The following is a 20,281-nucleotide window of genomic DNA, read 5'->3' as shown; positions in this document are numbered from 1 at the left end:
CCCGATGAGCCGCCCGCGCCCCCGCCCGCTCCTCTTCCTCGACGTCGACGGCCCCCTCAACCCGTACGCGGCGAAGCCCGAGCGCCGCCCCGAGGGCTGTACGACGATCAGGGCGTCCGTGCACCCGGGCCGCCCCCTGCGCGTGTGGCTCAACCCGTCCCACGGCGCGGCCCTCCTCGCGCTCCCCTACGACCTGTGCTGGGCGACGACCTGGATGGACGCGGCCAACCGGTGGATCGCCCCGGTCATCGGCCTCCCCCGGCTGCCCTACGTCGACTTCGGCGACTCCCTGCTCGTCCACCGCCCCGACGGAATCCACTGGAAGACGCAGGCCATCGTGGCGTACGCCGAAGGCCGCCCCTTCGCCTGGGTCGACGACGAGCAGACCCCGGCGGACACCACCTACGTCACCGGTCACCACCCGGCCCCCGCCCTCCTCCACCACGTCGACCCCCGACTCGGCCTGCGCGAGGACGACTTCACGGCACTGCGGACATGGGCGAGCGCCCTCCCGCACTCGGCGGAAGGGCGCTCACCGTGACGTCGGACGTCAGTTGTGACTGTGCAGGATCTCGTTCAGCCCGCCCCACACCGCGTTGTTCGGCCGGGCCTCGACCGTGCCGGTGACCGAGTTGCGGCGGAAGAGGATGTTCGAGGCGCCGGAGAGCTCGCGGGCCTTGACGATCTGGCCGTCGGGCATGGTGACGCGGGTGCCGGCGGTGACGTAGAGGCCGGCCTCGACGACGCACTCGTCGCCCAGCGCGATACCGACGCCCGCCTCGGCGCCGATGAGGCAGCGCTCGCCGATGACGATACGGACGTTGCCGCCGCCGGACAGCGTGCCCATCGTCGACGCGCCGCCGCCGATGTCGGAGCCGTCACCGACCACGACACCGGCGGAGATACGGCCCTCGACCATGGATGTGCCGAGCGTGCCGGCGTTGAAGTTGACGAAGCCCTCGTGCATGACGGTGGTGCCCTCGGCGAGGTGGGCACCGAGGCGGACGCGGTCGGCGTCGGCGATGCGGACACCCTTGGGCGCCACGTAGTCCGTCATGCGCGGGAACTTGTCGACGGAGGTCACCTGGAGGTGCAGCCCCTCGGCGCGGGCGTTGAGCCGTACCTTCTCGATGTCGTCGACGGCGACCGGGCCCAGCGAGGTCCAGGCGACGTTGGCGAGGAGGCCGAAGATGCCGTCCAGGCTCTGGCCGTGCGGCTTGACCAGGCGGTGCGAGAGCAGGTGCAGGCGCAGGTAGACGTCGTGCGTGTCGGTCGGCTTCTCGTCCAGCGAGGAGATGACCGTACGGACCGCGACCACCTCGACGCCACGCCGGGCGTCCGGCCCGATCGCCTTCGCGGCACCCTCACCGAGCAGCTCCACGGCCCGCTCGGCGGACAGCCGCTCGGTACCGGACGGCCCGGCCTCCGCGGTCAGCTCGGGCGCGGGGAACCAGGTGTCGAGAACAGTGCCGTCGGCGGCGATCGTGGCGAGGCCGGCGGCCACGGCGCCGGTGGTACGAGAAGCAGTCGTATCGGTCATGAGGGCAACCTAACCGCCCCACACCCACAGAGGCCAACCAGCCAAGACACCATCTCAGGTACCGAACCGCCGCGCCGGGCGAGAACGGACTCGGAGCATCCCCCACCCACCCACAGGTGTTGCGCCCCTGGGCGCCGGTCCCGCTTCTCAACGACGGTCCACCAACTCGGCCTGTCCGGCGTTTGAGGACGAGGCCCCTTCAGGGCCGATCGGGGTCTGGGGCGGAGCCCCTGGGGATGGGACGGGTAGGGGCGGCGGGGGCGAAGAAGACCCTCAAGAGCCCCCACCCGCCCCACCCTCCCCTGAGTGAGGGCCCGCAGGAATGACCCGCCCCAGGACCTCCCGCGCATACTCCTCGTCGTACACCCCGTCGGTCAGCAGCACCTGCAGACAGATCCCGTCCATCAGCGCCACCAGCGCCCGCGCGGTGACCGCGTCGGTGCGGCGGCCCAGCCGCTCGGCGAGGTCCTCGGCCCACTCCGCGGCGACCGGCCGCAGCGCGGGGCGCCGCAGGGCGGCGAGATACAGCTCGCACTCCAGCTCCACGCCGGTACGGTCACCCGCGAGCCACTCACCCAGCAGACCGGCGAGTTCGGCGGCCAGGTCCGCGCCCCGGTCCTCCAGCCCGCCCCGCGCCACGACGACCTTCGCGAACCCCTCGTTGGCCTGCCGCAGCGCGGCGACCATCAGCTCGTCGAGGGTCTTGAAGTGGTACGTCGTCGAGCCGAGCGGCACATCGGCCTCGGCGGCGACGGAGCGATGGCTCAGCCCGGCGAGGCCATGGCGGCCCACGACCCGGATCGCCGCGTCGATGATCCGCTGGCGGCGCTCGGGGTCGTAGCGGCGGGCCATCAGTGCGCACCGCCCAGGTTCAGCACGACCACCCCGGCGATGATCAGCACGATCCCGGCGGCCTTGGCGGGGCTCATCCCCTCGCCCAGGAACGTGAACCCGATCGCGGCGATCACCGCGGTGCCGACGCCCGCCCAGATCGCGTAGGCCGTACCGACGGACACGGTCTTCAGCGTCTGCGCGAGCAGCGCGAACGCCAGGGCGTACCCGAGGACGGTCAGCAGCGAGGGCAGCAGCTTGCTGAAGCCCTCGCTGTACTTCATGGCGGTCGTCGCGGCCACCTCGGCGGCGATCGCTCCGGCGAGCAGCACATATCCCATGTGTACGAGTGTACATAACAGCGCTCACGCTGCGGCGCCGCGCGTACGCCGGTGCCGGGTCACGAGGTGTACGAACCGCGCGCCGGGAAGAGCCGCAGGGTCTCCTCGAGCGCGATGCTGAGAGAACGATGCGGAAACCGCTCGCACAAACGGCTGCTCGAAGAGCGCGAGGTCCACTACTGTGCGATCTGCTTCACCGTTCATCCACCGCGCCGTCACGGCTGCGGCCTCCCCCCATGGGCTCCGCCAGAGGAACTGCGCATGCCAGACACCAAGTCCCAGCCTCCACATGACCGACCGTGGGAGACCGGCTGGGCACCCGACACCACCCGGGCACCCGGAACCCGCCGTCTCTATCTCGCAGGTGTCCTCGCCGTGGCCACGGTCGTCGCCTGCGTCACGGCGATATCCATGACGGGCAGCCCTCCTGACGCCGTGTCGAAGTCGGCGCCCCCCTCGGACGGCGGGACGATACCGGGGCTGGCCGGTTACGCCAGTCCGTCCGACACCACGACGGTCCCCCCGAAGGGCAAGAGCGGCCTGGCGACCTCCGAGGAGAGCACCTCCGCCGCGCGCCAACAGGGCTCCTCCCCCTCGCCCGCCCCGGATCCGGCCTCCAAGTCACCGTCGTCCAAGCCGAGTCCGTCGTCCCCGAAGCCGGCGGTCACGTGGCGCTCGGTCCGCTCGGCGAACTACCCCGAGCGCTACTGGCATGTGAGCGGCGGTTACGTGAAGCTCGACGCGGTCCGCGGCCCGGAATCCCGCGAGGACTCCACCTTCAAACTGGTCAAGGGCCTTGCGGACAGCTCCTGCTACTCCTTCGCCACCCACGACGGCAACTACCTGCGCCATCGCAGCTTCGTCCTGATCGCCGACCGCAACGACGGCTCGTCCCTGTTCAAGCAGGACGCGACCTTCTGCGCCCGCTCCTCGTCGGTGTACGGCGCGATCATGCTGGAGTCGGTGAACTACCCGGGCCGCTTCCTGCGCCACCAGAACTTCCAGCTGAAGCTGGACCCGTACCAGTACAGCGACCTGTACCGGTCGGACTCGGCGTTCCAGCTGGTCGACGGGCTGACCTGAGCACACGCACGGAAAACGGCGACGTCCACGAGGACGTCGCCGTTTCTTCGTACGCGGTCGGTCTCAGACGTTGAACCCGAGCGCCCGAAGCTGCTCGCGCCCGTCGTCCGTGATCTTGTCCGGGCCCCACGGCGGCATCCAGACCCAGTTGATGCGCAGCTCGTTGACGAGGCCGTCGGTGGCGGACTTGGCCTGGTCCTCGATGACATCGGTCAGCGGGCAGGCCGCCGAGGTGAGGGTCATGTCGATCGTCGCGATGTTCGCGTCGTCGATGTGGATGCCGTAGATGAGGCCGAGGTTGACGACGTCGATGCCCAGCTCGGGGTCGACGACGTCGTACAGGGCCTCGCGGACTTCCTCTTCGGAGGCCGGCTTCATCTCAAGGGTCTCGCTCATGCCGTCTTCCTTTCGGCGTCGGCCCCGCCCAGGGCCTGGGCCGTCGCGTCCTTCCACGCCATCCAGCTGAGGAGGGCGCACTTGACCCGGGCCGGGTACTTGGAGACACCGGCGAACGCGACCGCGTCCTCCAGCACCTCCTCCATGGAGTCGTCGGGCTCGATCTTCCCCTTGGACTGCATCAGCTCCAGGAAGGTCTCCTGGATCTTCCGCGCCTCGGCGAGGTCCTTGCCGACCAGGAGGTCGTTCAGTACGGAGGCGGAGGCCTGGCTGATCGAGCAGCCCTGGCCCTCGTACGAGATGTCGGCGATCTGCTCGCCGTCGTACTTCACGCGCAGCGTGATCTCGTCGCCGCACGTCGGGTTGACGTGGTGCACCTCGGCGTCGCCATCCCGCAGACCGCGCCCGTGCGGGTGCTTGTAGTGGTCCAGGATGACTTCCTGGTACATCGAATCCAGCTTCACGATCTCAGCTCACGCCCTTCAGCCGAAGAAGTTCCGTACGTGCTCCAGCCCGTCGACCAGAGCGTCGATCTCGGCCGGCGTGGAGTACAGATAGAACGACGCTCGCGTGGTCGCAGGAATTCCGTAGCGCAGGCAGACCGGGCGGGCGCAGTGGTGGCCCACGCGGACCGCGATGCCCTGCTCGTCCAGAACCTGGCCCACGTCGTGCGGGTGGATGTCGCCGAGCGTGAAGGAGATCGCCGCGCCCCGGTCCTCGGCCGTCGTCGGGCCGATGATCCTGAGATCCGGGACCTCGCCGAGCCGCTTCACCGCGTACTCGGTGAGCGCGTGCTCATGGGCGAGGATCTTGTCCATGCCGATCGAGTTCAGGTAGTCGATCGCCGCGCCCAGACCGACCGCCTGCGCGATCGGCGGGGTGCCCGCCTCGAACTTGTGCGGGGCGGGAGCGTAGGTCGACGAGTGCATCGACACCGTCTCGATCATCTCGCCGCCGCCCAGGAACGGCGGCAGGTCCTCGAGCAGCTCCTGGCGGCCCCAGAGGACGCCGATGCCGGTCGGACCGCACATCTTGTGGCCGGTGAAGGCCACGAAGTCGGCCTGCAGCGCCTGCACGTCCAGCGGCATGTGCGGGGCGGCCTGCGAGGCGTCGATGCAGACGAGCGCACCGACCTCCTGCGCACGGCGCACTATCGCCTCGACGGGGTTCACGGTGCCCAGGATGTTGGACACCAGCACGAAGGAGACGATCTTCGTCTTCTCCGTGATGACCTCGTCGATGTTGGAGAGGTCGAGGCGGCCGTCGTCGGTGAGACCGAACCACTTCAGCTTCGCGCCCGTGCGCTGCGAGAGCAGCTGCCACGGCACGATGTTGGAGTGGTGCTCCATCTCCGTGATGACGATCTCGGTCTCGTGGTCCACGCGGTAGGGCTCGTCGGCCCAGCCCAGCATGTTCGCCACGAGGTTGAGCGACTCGGACGCGTTCTTGGTGAAGATCACCTCGTCGCGGCTCGGCGCGTTGATGAACGCGGCGGCCTTGTCGCGCGCGCCCTCGTACAGCGCCGTGGCCTCCTCGGCGAGCACATGCACACCGCGGTGGACGTTGGCGTTGTAGCGCTCGTAGTACTCGTTCAGGGCGTCCAGGACCTGGCGCGGCTTCTGCGAGGTCGCCGCGTTGTCCAGGTACACGAGCTTCTTACCGTCGTGGACCTGGCGGTCCAGGATGGGGAAGTCCTTGCGGATCGCCTCTGTGTCGAGGAGGCCCGGCAGCTGTGTCACGCGGATGCGCCACCCTTCACGTACTTGTCGTAGCCCTCGGCCTCGAGCTGGTCGGCGAGCTCCGGGCCGCCGGACTCGGCGATACGGCCGTTCGCGAACACGTGCACGTGATCGGGCTTGATGTAGCGCAGGATGCGCGTGTAGTGCGTGATCAGCAGGGTGCCGACCTCGCCGCTCTCGCGGACGCGGTTGACGCCCTCGGAGACGATCCTCAACGCATCCACGTCGAGGCCGGAGTCGGTCTCGTCCAGGACCGCGATCTTCGGCTTGAGCAGCTCCAGCTGGAGGATCTCGTGGCGCTTCTTCTCACCGCCGGAGAAGCCCTCGTTGACGTTGCGCTCGGCGAAGGCGGGGTCCATGTTGAGGCGCTGCATGGCCTCCTTGACCTCCTTCACCCACAGGCGCAGCTTGGGGGCCTCGCCGCGGATGGCGGTGGCGGAGGTGCGCAGGAAGTTGGAGACCGAGACGCCGGGGATCTCGACCGGGTACTGCATCGCCAGGAAGAGGCCCGCGCGGGCGCGCTCGTCGACGGACATCTCCAGGACGTCCTCGCCGTCGAGGGTGACGGTGCCACTGGTAATCGTGTACTTCGGGTGACCCGCGAGCGAGTAGGCGAGGGTCGACTTGCCGGAGCCGTTGGGGCCCATGATGGCGTGCGTCTCGCCCTGCTTCACGGTGAGGTCGACGCCCTTGAGGATCTCCTTCGTGGCGTTGTCGGCCTCGACGGTGACGTGCAGGTCGTGGATTTCAAGCGTTGCCATGGGTTCCTCAGGACTCCTGGGTGAGGGAGACGAGCACGTCGTCCCCTTCGATCTTTACGGGGTATACGGGGACAGGGCGCGTCGCGGGAAGGCCGGACGGCTTGCCGGTGCGGAGGTCGAACGCGGAGCCGTGCAGCCAGCACTCGATCTGGCAGTCCTCCACCTCGCCCTCGGAGAGCGAGACGTTCGCGTGCGAGCAGATGTCGTTGATCGCGAACACCTCGCCCTCGGTGCGGACGACCGAGACCGGCGTGCCGTCGAGTTCCACCCGCTTGGGGGTGTCCTCCTCCAGCTCGCTCAGCCCACAGGCGCGCAGGTACGTCGAAGAGGCAGTCATCAGACCGACGCCTCCAGCTCCTCGTCGATCCTGGCGAGCAGTCGTTCCTGGATGTCGGCGACACGGATCTGCTGGACGAGCTCGGCGAAGAAGCCGCGCACCACCAGGCGACGGGCCTCGTCGGCCGGGATGCCACGAGCCATCAGGTAGAAGAGCTGCTCGTCGTCGAAGCGGCCGGTCGCCGAGGCGTGGCCGGCGCCGACGATCTCGCCGGTCTCGATCTCCAGGTTCGGCACCGAGTCGACGCGGGCACCGTCGGTCAGAACCAGGTTGCGGTTCATCTCGTAGGTGTCCGTGCCCTCGGCCTTGGCCTCGATGAGCACGTCGCCGATCCACACCGCGTGGGCGCCCTCACCCTGCAGCGCGCCCTTGTAGGCGACGTTGGACTTGCAGTGCGCCTCGTTGTGGTCGACCAGGAGGCGGTGCTCCTGGTGCTGGCCGGCGTCCGTGAAGTAGAGCCCGAAGAGCTCGGCCTCGCCACCGGTGCCGGCGTAGGTGACGCGCGGGTGGAGGCGTACGAGGTCGCCGCCGAAGGTGACCACGAAGGACTTGAAGGTGGCGTCCCGGCCGATCAGCGCGTTGTGCTGGGCCACGTGCACGGCCTTGTCGTCCCAGTCCTGGACGGAGACGACGGTCAGCTTGGCGCCGTCGCCCAGGAGGTAGTCGACGTTGGCGGCGAGCACCGCGTCACCGGTGTGGTCGATGACGACGACGGCCTCGGCGAAGGCGCCCAGCTCGATCACCTGGTGGGCGAAGGCGGTGCCGCCCTCGCCGTGCACGGCGATCCGGATCGGCTCGGTGAGGACCGTCTCCTTGGGGACGGTGATCACGCCGGCCTTCTCGAACGCCGAGTACGCCTGGGCGGCGATGCGGTCCACCGGGGTGCCCGCCTTGCCCAGGCGCGCGTCGTCACGGTCGACGGTCTCGACCGTGACGCCCTCGGGCGCCTCGACGTCGACCTTCAGGCCCTCGCCGGTGGCGACGGCGGTGCCGTCGTGCAGCCCGCGCAGGCGCTCCAGCGGGGTGAACCGCCACTCCTCCTCACGGCCGTGCGGGACCGGGAAGTCCGCGACGTCGAAGGACGGGGGGGCGCTCATGCGCGTGGCGACGGTCGACTCGGCGGCCACCGCGATCTGGCCGGCGGTCGTGCTGCCCACCGGGATGTTCTGAGCCTCAGCCATGGCTGTCGGTCTGCTCTCTTCCTACGTCAGATTTCGCTAGCTGCTTGGGGAGACCGGTCTCAGCCGACCGCGCCTTCCATCTGCAGCTCGATCAGCCGGTTGAGCTCGAGGGCGTACTCCATGGGGAGTTCCTTCGCGATCGGCTCGACGAAGCCGCGCACGATCATGGCCATCGCCTCGAACTCGGTCATGCCCCGGCTCATCAGGTAGAAGAGCTGGTCGTCACTGACCTTGGAGACGGTCGCCTCGTGGCCCATGGACACGTCGTCCTCGCGGACGTCCACGTAGGGGTACGTGTCCGAGCGGGAGATGGTGTCGACGAGCAGCGCGTCGCACAGCACGTTCGACTTGGAGCCGTGGGCGCCCTCGCCGATCTCGACGAGACCGCGGTAGGACGTACGGCCGCCACCACGCGCCACGGACTTCGAGACGATGTTGGAGGAGGTGTTCGGCGCCATGTGGACCATCTTGGAGCCGGCGTCCTGGTGCTGGCCCTCGCCCGCGAAGGCGATGGAGAGGGTCTCGCCCTTGGCGTGCTCGCCCATCAGGTAGACGGCCGGGTACTTCATCGTCACCTTGGAGCCGATGTTGCCGTCGATCCACTCCATGGTCGCGCCCTCGTACGCCACGGCGCGCTTGGTGACCAGGTTGTAGACGTTGTTCGACCAGTTCTGGATGGTCGTGTAGCGGCAGCGGGCGTTCTTCTTGACGATGATCTCGACGACCGCGGAGTGCAGGGAGTCCGACTTGTAGATCGGGGCCGTACAACCCTCGACGTAGTGCACGTAGGCACCCTCGTCGACGATGATCAGGGTCCGCTCGAACTGGCCCATGTTCTCCGTGTTGATACGGAAGTAGGCCTGGAGCGGGATCTCCACCTGCACGCCCTTCGGCACGTAGATGAAGGAGCCGCCGGACCACACCGCGGTGTTCAGCGACGCGAACTTGTTGTCGCCGACCGGGATGACGGTGCCGAAGTACTCCTTGAAGAGCTCCGGGTGCTCCTTCAGCGCGGTGTCGGTGTCGAGGAAGATGACGCCCTGCTCCTCCAGGTCCTCGCGGATCTGGTGGTAGACGACCTCGGACTCGTACTGGGCCGCGACACCGGCGACGAGGCGCTGCTTCTCCGCCTCGGGGATGCCGAGCTTGTCGTACGTGTTCTTGATGTCCTCGGGCAGGTCCTCCCAGGACTCCGCCTGCTTCTCCGTGGAGCGCACGAAGTACTTGATGTTGTCGAAGTCGATGCCCGACAGGTCCGAGCCCCAGTTCGGCATGGGCTTCTTGTCGAACAGGCGCAGGCCCTTGAGGCGGAGCTTGGTCATCCACTCCGGCTCGGACTTCTTCGCGGAGATGTCCTTGACGACGTCCTCGTTGATGCCGCGCCGCGCGGAAGCACCAGCCGTGTCGGAGTCCGCCCAGCCGTATTCGTACTTACCCAGGCCCTCGAGCTCGGGGTGGGCAGTCTCCTCGATGGGGAGAGTCATGCGGGGTTCCTCCCGGCCGTGCTTGCAGATGCGTTATGTGTGGTGTGGGAAATCTTTGGGATGAACGTCGTGCAGACGCCGTCACCGTGCGCGATGGTCGCCAGTCGCTGGACGTGCGTTCCGAGCAGCTGGGAGAAGATCTCGGTCTCCGCCTCGCAGAGCTGGGGGAACTTTTCCGCGACGTGGGCGACGGGGCAGTGGTGCTGGCACAGCTGCTCGCCGACCGGTGCGCTGCGCGCCGTAGCAGCGTACCCGTCCGCACTCAGGGCCTTGGCCAGGGCTTCGGTGCGCGCCTCGGGGGCGGCGGCCTCGATCGCCCTGCGGTACGCGGTGGCCTGCTCGGCGATCCTCGCGCGGGCGAAGGCCACGACCGCCTCGTCCCCGCCGAACCGCTCCGCGATCCAGTGCAGGGCGTCCGCGGCGAGCTTGTCGTAGGACTGGTCGAAGGCGTCACGGCCGCAGTCGGTGAGCGCGAAGACCTTGGCGGGACGCCCCCGCGTCCGCGCGCCGTAGATCTTCTGCTCGCGTGCCTCCACGACGTCGTCGACGACCAGCGCGTCCAGGTGCCTGCGTACGGCGGCCTGGGTCAGGCCGAGACGACCCGCCAGCTCGGCGACGGTCGACGGCCCGTGGTCCAGGATGGACCGCGCGACCCGGTTGCGGGTTGACCGCTCCCCGGTCGTGAGCTCCTGCAGGGCCCCCGTGGGGGTTTCCTGAGCCTCGCCGACGTTTTTCACAACACCATTGTTGCGTAATTCCTCAGAGGCGGGCAACCCGCGTCCGGCCGATGGACGGTGCAGTGCATCACTTAGGCAAAGCTAACCTGACCTGCGGGAACGATCTTTGATCGATCAATTCGGTGGCATCGCCGGGCCTCTTGCGGGACACTCCTCAACCATGCCCATACCCCCTCCGACCGGCCCTCTTGTCACCCGCGGCGCAGTGGCCGCACAGCTGCGCGAGCTGGGCGTCCGGGACGGCGAGGCCCTCCTCGTCCACTCCTCCCTGAAGTCGCTCGGCTGGGTCTGTGGCGGACCTGTAGCCGTCGTCCAGGGACTTCTGGACGTTCTCGGCCCGGACGGCACCCTCGTCGTCCCCACGCAGACCGGAGACCTCTCGGACCCCGCCCTGTGGGGAAACCCGCCGGTCCCCGAGGAGTGGTGGGACACGATCCGCACCTCCATGCCGGTCTACGACCCCCAGGTCACGCCCTCGCGCGGCGTCGGCGTGCTCCCGGAGACCGTACGCACCTGGCCGGGCGCCCTGCGCAGCGCGCACCCGCAGACGTCGTTCGCGGCGATCGGCCGCCGCGCCCGTCAGATCACCGACGGACACGCCACCGACTGCCGCCTCGGCGAGCACAGCCCCCTCGCCCGCCTCGAGGACCTGGACGCGCGCGTGCTCCTGCTCGGCGCCGGCTACGACACCTGCACGAGCTTCCACCTCGCCGAGTACCGCATCCCCTCGCCCCTGGTGAAGGTGGGCCGGCCGGGCCCGGCCGGCTGGGAGACGGTGACCGAGGTGTCGATCACCTCGGACCAGTTCGACGAGCTCGGGCACGACTTCGAGCGGGACCGTCCCGTCGTACGGGGAAAGGTGGGCGCGGCCGACGCACGGCTGTTCCCGGTGGCCGACGCGGTGTCCTACGCCGAGCGGTGGCTGGCGGCGCACCGCCCCCGTGAGGAGGAGATCCTGCACCCGCCCGTCTGAGGCGCGCATCGCGTACCTAGACTCTTGAGCCATGCGAAGCGAGCCCGTGGTCCAGGTCCAGGCCCTGGTGAAGCGGTACGGCACGAAGACCGCGGTGAACGGCCTCGACCTGGTGGCCACGGCGGGGGTGACCGCCGTACTCGGTCCCAACGGGGCGGGCAAGACGACCACGGTCGAGACCTGCGAGGGGTACCGCAAGCCGGACTCCGGCACGGTGCGCGTCCTGGGCCTCGACCCGGTTCGGCACTCCCGCGAGCTGCACACCCGGATCGGCGTGATGCTGCAGTCCGGTGGCGTGTACTCGGGTGCGCGGGCGGACGAGATGCTGCGCCATGTCGCCACACTGCACGCCCACCCGCTGGACGTGGACGCGCTCATCGAGCGTCTGGGACTGGGCAGTTGCGGCAGAACGACGTACCGCCGGCTGTCGGGCGGCCAGCAGCAGCGGCTCGCCCTCGCGATGGCCGTGGTCGGCCGCCCGGAGCTGGTGTTCCTGGACGAGCCGACCGCCGGGCTCGACCCGCAGGCCCGCCACGCAACCTGGGACCTGATCCGCGATCTGCGCACCGACGGCGTCTCCGTCGTTCTCACCACCCACTACATGGACGAGGCCGAACAGCTCGCCGACGACGTCGCGATCATCGACGCGGGCAAGGTCATCGCCCAGGGCTCCCCCGAGGAACTGTGCCGGGGCGGCGCCGAGAACACCCTCCGCTTCACCGGCCGCCCGGGCCTGGACGTGGGCTCGCTGCTGAAGGCCCTCCCGGCCGACTGCACGGCCGCGGAACTGACGCCGGGCTCCTACCGGGTCGGCGGCAAGGTCGACCCCCAGCTGCTGGCGACAGTGGCCTCCTGGTGCGCGCAGCACGGGGTGATGCCGGAGAAGATCTCGGTCGAACGGCACACGCTGGAAGACGTGTTCTTGGAGCTCACCGGCAAGGAGCTGCGCTCATGACGCCGGCTCGGACAATGATCTGCTGGGGGTCCGGGGGCCCGCGGCGGCAGCCGCTGATGTCACAGCCCCCGGGAAGACACAGCCTGGAGCTCACGGGCAAGGAGCTGCGCTCATGACCACGACCGGCACGTACACCCCGAGGCCGGGCGCGGCTCCCCTGGGACGCATGATCGCGGCACAGGCGGCGCTCGAGACGAAGATGCTGCTGCGCAACGGCGAGCAGCTCCTGCTGACCGTCGTGATCCCCACCCTCCTGCTGGTCCTGTTCAGCTCGGTCGACATCGTCGACACGGGCGCGGGTGAGGCGGTGGACTTCCTGACCCCCGGCATCCTCGCCCTCGCCGTCATGTCCACGGCCTTCACCGGCCAGGCGATCGCGACGGGCTTCGAGCGCCGCTACGGCGTCCTGAAGCGGCTGGCCGCCTCCCCGCTCCCCCGCTGGGGCCTGATGACGGCCAAGACGGCGTCGGTCCTGGTCACGGAGATCCTCCAGATCGTCCTGCTGACGGTGATCGCCTTCGCCCTGGGCTGGGAGCCGCACGGCAACCCCGTGGCCGTCCTGCTCCTCCTGGTCCTGGGCACCGCCGCCTTCTCCGGCCTGGGCCTGCTGATGGCGGGCACCCTGAAGGCGGAGGCCACCCTGGCCGCCGCGAACCTCGTCTTCCTGCTGCTGCTCGTCGGCGGCGGCGTCATCGTGCCCATGGACAAGTTCCCCCCCGGCGCACAGGACGTACTCGCGCTGCTCCCGATCAACGCCCTGTCGGACGGACTGCGGGACGTGCTCCAGCACGGGGCCGGCATGCCGTGGGGCGACCTGGGGATCCTGGCGGTGTGGGCGGTCGTGGGGCTGGCCGCGGCGGGCAGGTTCTTCCGTTGGGAGTAGGCCCGTGCCGGACCCTCGTGAAAGCGTGCACAAGCGGCGGCCTACGATGGGACACGTGCCGAACCTGACCCCCGCCGACGCCCCCGCCGACGCCGCAGCCGCCGTGCGCAACCCGCTCGCCTTCATCGCCGCACGCTGGACCCCGGACCCCCGGACGGTACAGCGGGCGGCTCTCGCCGCTCTCGTCATGTCGGTGGTCATCGTGGTCACCGGCGGCGCGGTGCGGCTCACCGGCTCGGGCCTCGGCTGCCCGACCTGGCCCAAGTGCACCGACGACTCGCTGACCACCACGAGCGCCATGGGCGTGCACGGTGTGATCGAGTTCGGCAATCGCATGCTGACGTACGTGCTGTGCGCCGCCGTTGGCTGGGCGATCATCGCCGCGCGCTCCGAGAAGCCCTACCGGCGGGGCCTCACCCGGCTGGGCTGGGCGCAGTTCTGGGTCGTGATGGGCAACGCGATCCTCGGCGGCATCGTGGTGCTGGTCGGCCTCAACCCGTACACGGTCGCCGCGCACTTCCTGCTGTCGACGGCGCTGATCGCGGTGGCCACGGTGATGTGGCAGCGCACCCGGGAGGGCGACGGGCCGGCGCGTCCGCTGGTCGGCACGTCGGTGCGGCAGCTGGTGTGGTTCCTGGTCGCCGCGTCCGTGCTGCTGATCGCGGTGGGCACGGTGGTGACCGGGTCGGGACCGCACGCGGGCGACTCCAGCGAGGTCGAGCGGATGCCGCTGGACTGGGAGACGGTCAGCAAGCTGCACGCCGTCCTCGCCTGGATCGTGGTGACGCTGACGTTCGCCCTGTGGTTCGTCCTCAAGGCGGTCGACGCGCCGAAGGGCCCCCTGCACCGCACCCGTGACCTCTTCCTGGTCCTGCTCGCCCAGGGTGTCATCGGCTACGTCCAGTACTTCACCGATCTGCCCGAGCTCCTGGTCGGTCTGCACATGTTCGGCTCGTGCCTGGTCTGGATCGCGGTCCTGCGGGTGCTGCTGGCGCTGCGGGAGCGGCCGGAGACGGACACCGAGGTGCCGCTCCCGGCGCAGGCCACGTCATCGCTCTCCGCCGGGATCTGACCCTCCGTCCCGTAACACCGCGAGCGGCCGGTCAGGCGTACGCCGCCACGAGCCGGTCGATCGCCGGTCCCAGGTAGCCCCGGGTCAGCTCACCCCTGCGCGCCGTCCACTCCTCGGTGGGCGGCGCGGGGTCCTCGTACCGCCGCCGCCTGATGTCCTCCACCACCTCGGCCGGCGCCCCCAGCTCCGGCAGCAGCTCCAGCGCCTCCCGCTTGGTGATGAGCCGCCCGTCGCGCAGGGTGGCGGTCGCGCGGGCGAAGGTCGTCAGGCCGACGTCGACCCAGGGGACCTGCCGCCAGAGTTCCGCCTTCTCCAGCGTGGGGCGCCAGAAGTCGCGCTGGTCGCGGACGACGAACTCGTCGAGTTCGAGGTCCGGCACCGGAGGCAGCAGTCCGGCCGGGGCCTTCCCGTGCAGCACCCGCCCGAACGTGAGCAGTTCGCGCCGGGTCACCGGCGTCACGGGCCGCTTGAACAGCTGCTCGTGCGCCCAGGTCAGGTGCGGCCGGGCGGAGTTCTCCACGGCATCCGGCGTCAGATACGTGCAGTGCAGATGCGGGGCGAGCGGTTCGTGCCGCAGCCGGGCGTGCACCTTCGCCAGCCGCCAGGTCGTGCGGGGCGAGATCGGACGGTCCAGGACGACGATCAGGTCCAGGTCGCTGCGGCCCTCCTGGTAGTCGCCGCCGGCGAGGGAGCCATGGGCCCAGACGGCGAGCGGCGCGAGCGGTTCGAGGCCGGTGAGGAAGCGGTCGAGTAACGCGTCGGTCTGCATACCCCCATCCTGTACAGCTCACCCGGTCCCGTACACCCGTCCCGTACACCCGTCCCGTACACCCGTCCCGTACACCCTCCCCGCACCCTGTCCGGGCGCACCCGGACCGGCGCCCGCCCCCGGCTCACTCCAGTCCGTACACCCGGCGCGCGTTCCCCGCCGCGATCAGGCCCGCGATCCGCTGTGCGTCCGCCAGCGACCACGCCCCCTCGGCGACCCAGTTGCCCAGCACCCGGGCCAGCGCCTCGCGGAACAGCCGCGCGCCGACGACGTGCAGTTCGGGCAGGCCCTGGGCACCGCTGGAGAAGAGGATCTTGCCGAAGGGGGCGAGTTCGAGGATCTCCGCCAGGACCGTCGCCGCACGGGCGCCCGTACGCACCAGAGCGGCGCCCGAGTCGGCGTACACATGCGGGAAGACACCGGCGAGATGGGCTGCGTGCCGGTGGTACGGGTAGCCGTGCAGCAGGATCAGGTCGGTGCCGAGCCCTGCGGTGGCGCGGACGAAGTCCGTGAGCAGGACCGGGTCCGTACGGTCGATCCGCAGCCCTGGCTCACCGAGCCCGGCGTGCAGCTGGAGCGGCAGCCCCGAGGCGACCGCGATCCACAGCAGGTGCCGTAGCAGCACCGGATCGGACAGCTCGCCGCCCACCCGGCGGCCCGCCAGCCAGCGGCCGGCCGCGCCCCGCACCTCCCCCGGCCCCGGCGGCTCGGGCGCCAGCGCCAGTCCGTGCCGTACCCCCGCCACCGAGGTGAAGGCGACCGCGTCGACCGCCGCCCCGTGCACCGACTCGGCGAGGTTGGCGAGGAACGACTCGACCGTGCCGGAGGTGTCGGCGACCTGTTCGGCGAGGAGTTCGAGCCGCACGATCTCGCGGGCCTCGGCGGCCGACGCCGTCGCCATCTCGCCGGGGCCGGTCAGATCGCCGGGCAGGCCCGTGTCGACGAGGTATGTCGTGATGCCACTGCCCCGCAGCAGTCTGCGGGCCGCCTCCAGTACGCCGAGTTCACGGCGCCGGGCGAGATAGCGGGCGGGCGGGCAGTGCGGTTCCAGACCGAGGAGCGGGGGGCACAGGCGCCGTACGGCGAAACCGGTCTGGGTGTCGAAGAGGGTCGTACCGGGGGCGGGCGGCCCCTCGGTACGGGCCAGCTGGGCCTCGAAGGTGCCGAGGCCCAGCTCTGTTCTCAGTACGCCGTGGCAGTACTGGTCCACGAGGGACGGCGTTTCGATCATCCGGGCTCCCGTGCTGGACCGTGTCCTTGCTACGGGGCCTAACGGGTGAACGGGGTGTCAGGTGTTGCTGTCGCGCACCCGGTGTGAAAGCCGTGTGCGTCAGCCGTTCTTCGGGCCGCCCACCTGGATGCCCGCCATGCGGGTCCACTCGTACGGTCCCGTGCGCACCTTCGCGGCGAACTCGCCGTCGAAGTCCTCGTGGACGGTGATGCCGGCCTTCTCGACCGCCTTCTGCGCGATCTCGACGGTCGGGGCCACCAGGTTGCCCCAGTCGCCGTCCTCGCCGACGAGGGCGATCCGTGCGCCGAGGTCGCCCAGGTAGGCCACCTGGCCCTCGGCGCCGCCGTGTGCCTTGGAGAAGGCGCTGATCTGCTTGGCCAGCCGGGTCGCTCGGCGCTCGGCCTGGGCCGCCTGCTTGGTGTCTGCCATGACCAGGATGCTACCGACGGGTAGCCGGTACTGCGACTGCCGGGTCACGTGGTGTTGACCACGCGCCGGTCGCGCGGTCCCCCGCGTCCCTCACGGGCGCTCAGCGCAGGAAGGGGTCGACCGCGACCGCGAGGAACAGGATCGACACGTACGTGATCGACCAGTGGAACAGGCGCATCTCCTTGAGCTTGCCGCCCGTCACCTCGGCCTTGGCCCGGTTCTGCAGTCCGTGCGCCTCCCACAGCCAGAACCCGCCGGCCAGCAGCGCCACCAGCGTGTAGAACCAGCCCGTGTAGCCGAGCGGGGTCAGCAGCAGCGAGACGGCGACCATGACCCAGCTGTAGATGACGATCTGCTTGGCGACCACCTTGTTGGAGGCGACCACCGGCAGCATGGGCACGCCCACGCGCGCGTAGTCCTCCTTCACCTTCATGGACAGCGGCCAGTAGTGCGGCGGCGTCCAGAAGAACATGACGAGGAAGAGGATGACCGGCGCCCACGACAGGGAGTTCGTGACGGACGACCAGCCGATGAGCACCGGGAGGCAGCCGGCGATGCCGCCCCACACGATGTTCTGCGACGTACGCCGCTTGAGGATCATCGTGTAGACGACGACGTAGAAGAGGAGCGCACCCAGCGACAGCCAGGCGGACAGCCAGTTGACGGCCAGGCCGAACAGGAGCGTGGAGACGATCGCGAGGGTGATGCCGAAGGCAAGGCACTCGCGCGGCGACACCATGCCGGTGACCAGCGGTCTCTGCGAGGTGCGGTCCATGAGCGCGTCGATGTCGCGGTCGATGTACATGTTCAGCGCGTTGGCGCCGCCCGCGGAGAGGTAGCCGCCGAGGCAGGTGAGGAGCACCAGCGTCAGGTCGGGCACCCCCTGCTCGGCGAGGAACATCACCGGGACCGTGGTGATCAGGAGCAGTTCGATGATCCGGGGCTTGGTCAGCGCCACGAATGCCTTGACACGGGCCCCGAACGGCCGGTGACCCGAGCTCTTGCTCTCCCCCAGCACCCCGGCTGGACGGGATTCGACGGCCGTCACGCACACCCCTACAGAGACATCCCAGCAAACCCCTCCCGTGTGAAGTCCCGGTAAAGGCTCGCGCGTACCACGCCACTGTAGACGTTGCCCATACCCCGATATTCGCGGGGGTGGGGTCGTGTTGGGCAGCACCCCCGCAAGAGGGGACCAGCGCCCCCGGACGAGCCGTTCGACACTCGGTTGAGCACTCGAACGAGCGCGTCCGTATTCAGTTGCCGAATGGCGAATCGGCCCAGTCAGGAGGCGGATCGTCATGACTCCCGGCAGTCTGGAATGACGCGAAAAAACGCACGTACTTACGGGGGTAGGCTCGACAACGGCCGGGGCGCCCCGTGCACCGGCATTCGACATGCGTGACATGTGGAGAGGAGCCCTGACCCAGGGTGAGCACCAAGCCGACCACCACAGACCTCGAGTGGACCGAGCTGGACCAGCGGGCCGTCGACACCGCCCGCGTCCTGGCCGCCGACGCCGTACAGAAGGTCGGCAACGGCCATCCCGGTACGGCGATGAGCCTGGCTCCCGCCGCCTACACCCTCTTCCAGAAGGTGATGCGGCACGACCCCGCCGACCCCGAATGGGTCGGACGTGACCGCTTCGTGCTGTCCGCGGGCCACTCGTCCCTGACCCTCTACACCCAGCTCTACCTGGCCGGCTTCGGCCTGGAGCTGGATGATCTGAAGTCGTTCAGGACGTGGGGCTCCAAGACCCCCGGCCACCCGGAGTACGGCCACACCAAGGGCGTCGAGACGACGACCGGCCCGCTCGGCCAGGGCGTCGCCAACGCGGTGGGCATGGCGATGGCCGCGCGCTACGAGCGCGGCCTGTTCGACCCGGAGGCCGCCGAGGGCGAGTCCCCGTTCGACCACTTCGTGTACGCCATCGCCGGTGACGGCTGTCTCCAGGAGGGTATCTCCGCCGAGGCGTCCTCGCTGGCCGGCCACCAGAAGCTCGGCAACCTCGTGCTTCTGTGGGACGACAACCACATCTCGATCGAGGGCGACACCGAGACGGCCGTCTCCGAGGACACCGCCAAGCGCTACGAGGCGTACGGCTGGCATGTGCAGCGTGTCGCCCCGAAGCCGGACGGCGACCTCGACCCGCACGCCCTCTACGACGCGATCCAGGCCGCGAAGCAGGTGACGGACAAGCCGTCCTTCATTGCGATGCGCTCGATCATCGCCTGGCCCGCCCCGAACGCGCAGAACACCGAGGCCGCCCACGGCTCGGCGCTCGGCGACGACGAGGTCGCGGCGACCAAGCGGGTGCTGGGCTTCGACCCGGAGCAGAGCTTCGAGGTCTCCGACGAGGTCATCAACCACACCCGGGGCGCCCTGGACCGTGGCCGCCAGGCCAAGGCCGAGTGGGAGAAGCAGCTCCAGGAGTGGCGCAACAACAACGCCGAGCGCGCCGCCGAGTTCGACCGCATCGTCGCCGGTGAGCTGCCCAAGGGCTGGGAGGACAAGCTCCCGGTCTTCGAGCCCGGCAAGGGTGTCGCCACGCGTGCCGCCTCCGGCAAGGTGCTCCAGGCCCTCGGCGCGGTGATCCCCGAGCTGTGGGGCGGCTCCGCCGACCTGGCCGGCTCGAACAACACCACGATCGACAAGAACAGTTCCTTCCTACCGGCGGACAACCCGCTGCCGGAGGCGAACCCGTACGGCCGCACGATCCACTTCGGCATCCGCGAGCACTCCATGGCCGCGGAGATGAACGGCATCGCGCTGCACGGCAACACCCGTATCTACGGCGGTACGTTCCTCGTCTTCTCCGACTACATGCGCAACGCGGTACGGCTGTCGGCGCTGATGCACCTGCCGGTGACGTACGTATGGACGCACGACTCCATCGGTCTCGGCGAGGACGGCCCCACCCACCAGCCGGTCGAGCACCTGGCCTCGCTGCGCGCCATCCCGGGCCTGAACGTGGTCCGCCCGGCCGACGCCAACGAGACCGCCATCGCCTGGCGCGAGATCCTCAAGCGCTACACGAAGGTCTTCGGCAAGGGCGCCCCGCACGGTCTGGCGCTGACCCGTCAGGGCGTGCCGACGTACGAGTCCAACGAGGACGCGGTGAAGGGCGGCTACGTCCTCTTCGAGGCGTCGAACAACGCCCCCGAGGTCGTGCTCATCGCCACGGGTTCCGAGGTACACGTCGCCGTCGAGGCGCGCGAGCGGCTGGAGGCCGACGGTGTGCCGACGCGCGTCGTGTCGATGCCGTGCGTGGAGTGGTTCGAGGAGCAGGACCAGGGGTACCGGGACAGCGTCCTGCCGCCGTCGGTGAAGGCGCGTGTCGCGGTGGAGGCCGGTATCGGTCTCACCTGGCACAAGTACGTCGGGGACGCGGGCCGCATCGTTTCCCTGGAGCACTTCGGTGCTTCGGCCGACGGCAAGGTCCTCTTCCAGGAGTTCGGCTTCACTGCGGAGAACGTGGCCGCGAAGGCGCGGGAATCCCTCGCCGCTGCCCAGCGCTGACGCTCACATACGACACGTAG

Annotated in this window: 22 protein-coding genes; 7 read left to right on the top strand and 15 right to left on the bottom strand. The window is 69.7% G+C overall.

Going from position 1 to position 20,281, the window contains the following annotated elements:
* The first annotated feature begins 4 nt into the window (after positions 1-4).
* Positions 5-541: a hypothetical protein gene (locus QF037_RS35450; protein ID WP_307032297.1), complete on the top strand. Its 537-nt coding sequence runs from the start codon at positions 5-7 to the stop codon at positions 539-541.
* Between the two features lie 9 nt (positions 542-550).
* Here the strand turns inward: QF037_RS35450 and dapD are convergent, their stop codons facing one another.
* From dapD to QF037_RS35435, 3 genes are all read right to left on the bottom strand, one after another.
* Entirely contained in the window at positions 551-1,540 is a 990-nt protein-coding gene (dapD, locus tag QF037_RS35445) for a 2,3,4,5-tetrahydropyridine-2,6-dicarboxylate N-succinyltransferase (RefSeq protein WP_307032295.1), read from the bottom strand.
* 273 nt (positions 1,541-1,813) lie between these two features.
* Positions 1,814-2,392 carry a TetR/AcrR family transcriptional regulator gene (locus QF037_RS35440; protein WP_307032293.1) on the bottom strand — a complete coding sequence of 193 codons (579 nt, stop codon included), beginning with the start codon at positions 2,390-2,392 and terminating at the stop codon, positions 1,814-1,816.
* The gene (locus QF037_RS35435) at positions 2,392-2,712 is read right to left on the bottom strand and encodes a DMT family transporter (RefSeq protein ID WP_307032291.1); all 321 of its coding nucleotides are present in this window, start codon (positions 2,710-2,712) and stop codon (positions 2,392-2,394) included. The genes QF037_RS35440 and QF037_RS35435 overlap by 1 nt, the downstream gene beginning before the upstream one ends.
* A gap of 261 nt (positions 2,713-2,973) precedes the next feature.
* Between QF037_RS35435 and QF037_RS35430 the strand changes: the two genes are divergently transcribed.
* Entirely contained in the window at positions 2,974-3,795 is an 822-nt protein-coding gene (locus tag QF037_RS35430) for an AbfB domain-containing protein (RefSeq protein WP_307032288.1), read from the top strand.
* Between the two features lie 63 nt (positions 3,796-3,858).
* Here QF037_RS35430 and QF037_RS35425 read toward each other — a convergent pair whose 3' ends face one another.
* Genes QF037_RS35425 through QF037_RS35390 form a run of 8 tightly spaced genes read right to left on the bottom strand, consistent with a single transcriptional unit; the run spans position 3,859 to position 10,430 of the window.
* Positions 3,859-4,191, bottom strand: a complete 333-nt coding sequence (locus QF037_RS35425; protein WP_020130530.1) for a metal-sulfur cluster assembly factor — start codon at positions 4,189-4,191, stop codon at positions 3,859-3,861.
* Positions 4,188-4,655 carry a Fe-S cluster assembly sulfur transfer protein SufU gene (sufU, locus tag QF037_RS35420; RefSeq protein WP_307032284.1) on the bottom strand — a complete coding sequence of 156 codons (468 nt, stop codon included), beginning with the start codon at positions 4,653-4,655 and terminating at the stop codon, positions 4,188-4,190. The genes QF037_RS35425 and sufU overlap by 4 nt, the downstream gene beginning before the upstream one ends.
* 18 nt (positions 4,656-4,673) lie before the next feature.
* Positions 4,674-5,930 (bottom strand): cysteine desulfurase, encoded by a 1,257-nt coding sequence (locus tag QF037_RS35415; RefSeq protein ID WP_046261803.1) that lies wholly within the window; start codon positions 5,928-5,930, stop codon positions 4,674-4,676.
* Positions 5,927-6,691: a Fe-S cluster assembly ATPase SufC gene (gene sufC, locus QF037_RS35410; RefSeq protein ID WP_307032282.1), complete on the bottom strand. Its 765-nt coding sequence runs from the start codon at positions 6,689-6,691 to the stop codon at positions 5,927-5,929. The genes QF037_RS35415 and sufC overlap by 4 nt, the downstream gene beginning before the upstream one ends.
* Before the next feature lie 7 nt (positions 6,692-6,698).
* The gene (locus tag QF037_RS35405; protein WP_266828746.1) at positions 6,699-7,028 is read right to left on the bottom strand and encodes a non-heme iron oxygenase ferredoxin subunit; all 330 of its coding nucleotides are present in this window, start codon (positions 7,026-7,028) and stop codon (positions 6,699-6,701) included.
* Positions 7,028-8,209, bottom strand: coding sequence for a Fe-S cluster assembly protein SufD (gene sufD, locus QF037_RS35400; protein ID WP_307032280.1), 1,182 nt, complete (start codon positions 8,207-8,209; stop codon positions 7,028-7,030). Before sufD ends, QF037_RS35405 begins: the two co-directional genes overlap by 1 nt.
* A gap of 59 nt (positions 8,210-8,268) precedes the next feature.
* A complete protein-coding gene (gene sufB, locus QF037_RS35395; protein WP_307032278.1) occupies positions 8,269-9,693 on the bottom strand; it encodes a Fe-S cluster assembly protein SufB in 1,425 nt (474 codons plus the stop codon).
* The gene (locus QF037_RS35390) at positions 9,690-10,430 is read right to left on the bottom strand and encodes a helix-turn-helix transcriptional regulator (protein WP_307032276.1); all 741 of its coding nucleotides are present in this window, start codon (positions 10,428-10,430) and stop codon (positions 9,690-9,692) included. The genes sufB and QF037_RS35390 overlap by 4 nt, the downstream gene beginning before the upstream one ends.
* A gap of 160 nt (positions 10,431-10,590) precedes the next feature.
* Here QF037_RS35390 and QF037_RS35385 point away from each other — a divergent pair, with 160 nt between their 5' ends.
* From QF037_RS35385 to QF037_RS35370, 4 genes are all read left to right on the top strand, one after another.
* Positions 10,591-11,403: an aminoglycoside N(3)-acetyltransferase gene (locus QF037_RS35385; RefSeq protein ID WP_307032274.1), complete on the top strand. Its 813-nt coding sequence runs from the start codon at positions 10,591-10,593 to the stop codon at positions 11,401-11,403.
* Between the two features lie 31 nt (positions 11,404-11,434).
* Positions 11,435-12,358 carry an ABC transporter ATP-binding protein gene (locus QF037_RS35380; protein WP_307032272.1) on the top strand — a complete coding sequence of 308 codons (924 nt, stop codon included), beginning with the start codon at positions 11,435-11,437 and terminating at the stop codon, positions 12,356-12,358.
* Positions 12,359-12,470: 112 nt separating this feature from the next.
* A complete protein-coding gene (locus tag QF037_RS35375) occupies positions 12,471-13,241 on the top strand; it encodes an ABC transporter permease (RefSeq protein ID WP_307032271.1) in 771 nt (256 codons plus the stop codon).
* A gap of 46 nt (positions 13,242-13,287) precedes the next feature.
* Positions 13,288-14,313, top strand: coding sequence for a COX15/CtaA family protein (locus tag QF037_RS35370; RefSeq protein ID WP_307032269.1), 1,026 nt, complete (start codon positions 13,288-13,290; stop codon positions 14,311-14,313).
* Between the two features lie 31 nt (positions 14,314-14,344).
* Here the strand turns inward: QF037_RS35370 and QF037_RS35365 are convergent, their stop codons facing one another.
* The 4 genes from QF037_RS35365 to QF037_RS35350 all read right to left on the bottom strand — a co-directional run bounded on the left by QF037_RS35365 (position 14,345) and on the right by QF037_RS35350 (position 17,796).
* Positions 14,345-15,082: a nucleotidyltransferase domain-containing protein gene (locus tag QF037_RS35365; protein WP_307032267.1), complete on the bottom strand. Its 738-nt coding sequence runs from the start codon at positions 15,080-15,082 to the stop codon at positions 14,345-14,347.
* A 124-nt stretch (positions 15,083-15,206) separates the two neighbouring features.
* Positions 15,207-16,313, bottom strand: coding sequence for an amidohydrolase family protein (locus QF037_RS35360; RefSeq protein ID WP_307032266.1), 1,107 nt, complete (start codon positions 16,311-16,313; stop codon positions 15,207-15,209).
* Positions 16,314-16,412: 99 nt separating this feature from the next.
* Complete coding sequence (locus QF037_RS35355) at positions 16,413-16,742, bottom strand: hypothetical protein (RefSeq protein ID WP_307032264.1); 330 nt, start codon at positions 16,740-16,742, stop codon at positions 16,413-16,415.
* 100 nt (positions 16,743-16,842) lie between these two features.
* Positions 16,843-17,796, bottom strand: coding sequence for a heme o synthase (locus QF037_RS35350; RefSeq protein ID WP_307032262.1), 954 nt, complete (start codon positions 17,794-17,796; stop codon positions 16,843-16,845).
* A 377-nt stretch (positions 17,797-18,173) separates the two neighbouring features.
* Between QF037_RS35350 and tkt the strand changes: the two genes are divergently transcribed.
* A complete protein-coding gene (gene tkt / locus QF037_RS35345; protein WP_307032260.1) occupies positions 18,174-20,261 on the top strand; it encodes a transketolase in 2,088 nt (695 codons plus the stop codon).
* The last annotated feature ends 20 nt before the right edge of the window (positions 20,262-20,281 follow it).

The organism is Streptomyces canus, from assembly GCF_030815415.1.
Lineage (GTDB): Bacteria > Actinomycetota > Actinomycetes > Streptomycetales > Streptomycetaceae > Streptomyces > Streptomyces canus_F.
The sequence above is the reverse complement of the archived record's forward strand: the minus strand, read 5'-3'. Positions and strand labels throughout refer to the sequence as shown.